Genomic DNA, 3,655 nt, shown 5'->3' with positions numbered 1-3,655 from the left:
GGGGGTGGCCGGGCCCCCCCTTCCCCCCCGCGGGTCCGGTGGGGGGCCCCCCCCCGGGGGGCCCCCACCCCTGTAGCCGTGTGGCGCTTGTGGTTCCTAGAGGATGAGCGATGCAACCCAGGCGAAGAGAAGCATGCCGATATTGCAGTGGAGGAAGGTTGGTATGACGGAGTCACGGATGTGGTCATGGCGACCATCCGCGTTCAGACCAGAGGTCACGCCGAGCGAAATTGTGGAGGCCGGCGACCCAGCATCGCCGAGGGCCGCGGCGGCGCCAAGCAGACAAATGGTGGCAAGCGGGCTGAACCCGAGCTCGAGGGCGAGAGGGATGTAGATCGGCGCGAGGATCGGCACGGAGGCAAATGAGTCACCGAAGCCGATCGTGATGAAGAGTCCGATGAAGAGCATAAGGAAGCCGCCGAAGGCCAGGTTGCCGCCAACGAAGTCGGCGGTGGCGGCGATAAGAGGCTCGATGTCGCCAGTCTGGGCGAGAAGGCCGGCAAAGCCTGATGCGACCGTAATAATCACGGCAATCTGCGCCATCATGAGCATGCCGCTTGTGAACACGTCATCTTGGTCGTTCCATCGGAAGATGCCGCCGATGCTGAGGAGAATGAAGCCGACCATCGCGCCGACGAGAAGCGAATCGAAGGCGATCTGGAAGAACAGGGCGGCAGCGAGGCCGAGGATCGTCATGACGAGGGGGAAGGGGCGCAATTTCGTCTGAGCTTCGGTCGTTGCCGTCGCGAGAGCCGAGCCTGCGGCAGGTTCCTTGTATTCCCGGGGCGCCCGATAGCTGACAAGGACGGCGAAGATCATGCCTGCAACGAGGCCCATGACGGGCCAGAACATTGCCTTCGGGGCCATGCTTGCTGTTGCCGTGAGGCCGTACGGCTCGCCGAACTGGTTGACGTTGGCGAGCAGGATCTCGTTGAGGTAGATGGCTCCAAATCCTGTTGGCAGGAGCAGGTAGGCCGCGCTCATCGAGCATGCCAGGATGCAGGCAACGGCGCGGCGGTCGACTCGTAGCCGGTTGAGCACGCCAAGAAGCGGTGGGATGAGAATGGGGATGAAGGCGATGTGCACCGGGACGAGGTTCTGCGACAGCAGCGAAGCGACAATGAAGATCCCGAACAGGGACCATTTGACACCCTTCGCGGTTGCCGCCTCGTCAGTACCAACTTTGTTCGTGATCCACCGCGCGAAAACCTCGATGAGGCCACTACGGGACAGGGCGACCGCGAGAGCTCCAACCATGATGTACGTCAAACCGACCTGTGCCCCGACAAGCAGGTTGTCGTTGAAAGCAGCGAGCGATCCTTCCATACCCATGCCGGCCTGAAGTCCGCCGAGAAGCGCGGCCACGATAAGGGCGACGGTGACGGGAACTTTGATAAGGCAGAGCGCGACCATGACGACGATCGCCAGCACTACGGCGTTGATGGTCGTTCCGGTTAACTCAAGTAGCCCGTAGACTGCGGCGAGCGCCGCGATCGTTAAGACCGAATGGCGCGGAAAGACCTCTTTCCACTGGATATGATCTGACGAAGTGATGGGCGATTGCGTTGATGTCGTGCTCATGTCTAGCCCCCTTTCGCCCGTCATCGTATCCGTCCGTGCTCCGCAGCACCCGGGACCGCCACGTTATGGATACGTGATTGTGGGTAAGCCTCATTGCCACTGGTCATCAACCATGCTGGCTGGCAGTGTTGCGATAGGTATCAGAAGGTCGATGCACACTCCGTGCATCGCAAACACCCGGTGAGCGAGGTGGTGATGAACGTCGATCGACGAAGGACTGGGCCCCGCACCCCGAGAGCAGCACAAGAACTGCTCGAAGCCGTAACGTGGCTCGTTGTCGAGGGCACGGCGAGCCACGTCAAGCGCGAGCAGGGTGATGATGTTGCGCGCGTCGGGCGGGTGCCTCCCGCTGTTTGGGGTGGTGCCGCCTTCGGAATGCAGATCGCCCTGGGCGGGGCGGCTCCACTGACCCCCGCACGGGCTGTCGCGGCGACCGCAACGGCGGGTGCTTCCGGTTGGCTCGTGGTTGATTCGGTGCGCCGGTTCTATCGGCAATCGACAACAATCGACCCGCTTCGCCTCAACCCGGAGTCGCTTGTCGATTCCGGACCGAACCAGTTCACTCGTAACCCCATGTATCTCGGCATAGCAGGCACGCTTCTCGCTCACTCACTTGTCCGAGGCTCCCTGAGGTCGCTCGCGCCGGTTGTCCTCTTTGTCGCGGTGATTGACCGCCTTCAGGTGCCGTTAGAGGAGTCAGCCATGAGGCAGAGGTTCGGCGAGGAATTTGAACGCTACGTTCACCGGACTCCCCGCTGGCTGGGAGTTCCGACTCTTCGCAGGCCAGGCCCGAGGGCATGACCTCCTGGTTCAGGCCTTGAAGGGTTCGCGGTGTCCCAGGCGGTAGCGTGACGGTTAAGCGTTAAAATGCGCAATTCGAGCTTCAGAACTTATTAACTTATCAACTTGCCACATCTGGTGTGCAGGAATATGGTGAAACGGACAGGACTCCGGACTGTGGTGGTCTGGGTCACGTGATTTCATTGAAGAAATGCCAGTCGTGAGTCATGACATCTCACCTTTCGCCGAATTGAGCGGAACGCAGACAGCGCGCTGGGTCGCGCTACTTCCGAAGATCGCTCTCGGCGTATTTCTCGTAGGCGGCATTATCGCGGCAATTTTCTGGGTGACAGCATCCGACAGTGTCGGCCAGGACCTCTCCATCCTCAGTCTCTGCATTTCCTTCGCGCTCATGGTGACGTTCATGTCCGTGCGCGAGCTCATCAAGGTTGGAGATGATGACTGACCATGCTTCTCCAGGGAACTACCTACAACACGACGATGGCGCTCGCTGCGGGGGCGATCATCCTTCTCGTGCCACTCTTTATGAGGGCGGCCCAGCGCAATAACTCGCTGTCGATAGCAGGCTGGGGCTACGCCTTCGTTTTCCTCGGATTCTTCCTCGGCGCCAGCGGGCTCCACATGATGTTGACGTGGCCGCTTGACCAGATCGATGGTGCGTTCTGCTGCAAGGTCGACAACATCACGTTCGGCGAGCCGGCCGCCTATTACGGCCTCCTGACGTTTATTGCGGGCATTGCAATTTTGCGTGCGCAGTCGAAGGCTGATGCGGGGATTCGTCCGATGACCGGCGACGGCTACTTCACTCTTCTCCGTCCTATCCTTATCGCCGCCTCGATCGGCGGCTTCGGGCTCATCCTCATCGGCATTGGCGGGATGCACTTCGGGATGTGGCGCCCACCGGACATCGAGCCGGTCGCCCGCCTCCTTGCAGGGAGCCTCCTTGAGCCGCTCCTCATGATGGTGCTCTACGTCGGGACCGGCATCACCGCTATTCTCTCGCCCTTCATCAACACGAATAGGTGGGTCGCCCGGGTCTTCACGCTGTTCTCCTGGGGCTTTGGAATCCTGTGGCTGTTCCTGTCTTTTACGGTCTTCTACAGCCACATCGGATTCTTCCCCCAGCCGGACGGCACCTACATCTGGTGTGATGTCCAGGCAGGTTGTTCAGTCTGCTGATGGGCGTGGCCCTGATTGCGGAGTGGTGCCTGTGGTGATTATAGAAGTGCAGCCATCCGGGAAGCGCGTCCCGCCGCTCGGTCTCTGAGGTGTA

The 3,655-nt window shown here is 60.8% G+C and carries 3 protein-coding genes and 2 pseudogenes; 3 read left to right on the top strand and 2 right to left on the bottom strand.

The annotated features are described in order from the left end of the window. Window positions 1-96: 96 nt before the first annotated feature. Window positions 97-1,581, bottom strand: coding sequence for a Na+/H+ antiporter family protein (locus H7E91_RS08905; protein ID WP_182354753.1), 1,485 nt, complete (start codon window positions 1,579-1,581; stop codon window positions 97-99). A gap of 195 nt (window positions 1,582-1,776) precedes the next feature. Between H7E91_RS08905 and H7E91_RS08900 the strand changes: the two genes are divergently transcribed. The 3 genes and pseudogenes from H7E91_RS08900 to H7E91_RS08890 all read left to right on the top strand — a co-directional run. Further along, window positions 1,777-2,382 (top strand): methyltransferase family protein, encoded by a 606-nt coding sequence (locus tag H7E91_RS08900; protein ID WP_182354752.1) that lies wholly within the window; start codon window positions 1,777-1,779, stop codon window positions 2,380-2,382. Window positions 2,383-2,581: 199 nt separating this feature from the next. Further along, window positions 2,582-2,827: a hypothetical protein gene (locus tag H7E91_RS08895; protein WP_182354751.1), complete on the top strand. Its 246-nt coding sequence runs from the start codon at window positions 2,582-2,584 to the stop codon at window positions 2,825-2,827. A gap of 2 nt (window positions 2,828-2,829) precedes the next feature. Next, window positions 2,830-3,480: pseudogene (locus tag H7E91_RS08890) on the top strand (DUF981 family protein); the annotation flags it as partial. Here the strand turns inward: H7E91_RS08890 and H7E91_RS08885 are convergent. Further along, a pseudogene (locus H7E91_RS08885) lies at window positions 3,470-3,655 on the bottom strand (hypothetical protein); the annotation flags it as partial. The pseudogenes H7E91_RS08890 and H7E91_RS08885 sit on opposite strands and share 11 nt — an antisense overlap.

Origin of the sequence: Flaviflexus huanghaiensis, assembly GCF_014118685.1 — a bacterium.
GTDB lineage: Bacteria > Actinomycetota > Actinomycetes > Actinomycetales > Actinomycetaceae > Flaviflexus > Flaviflexus huanghaiensis.
The sequence above is the reverse complement of the archived record's forward strand: the minus strand, read 5'-3'. Positions and strand labels throughout refer to the sequence as shown.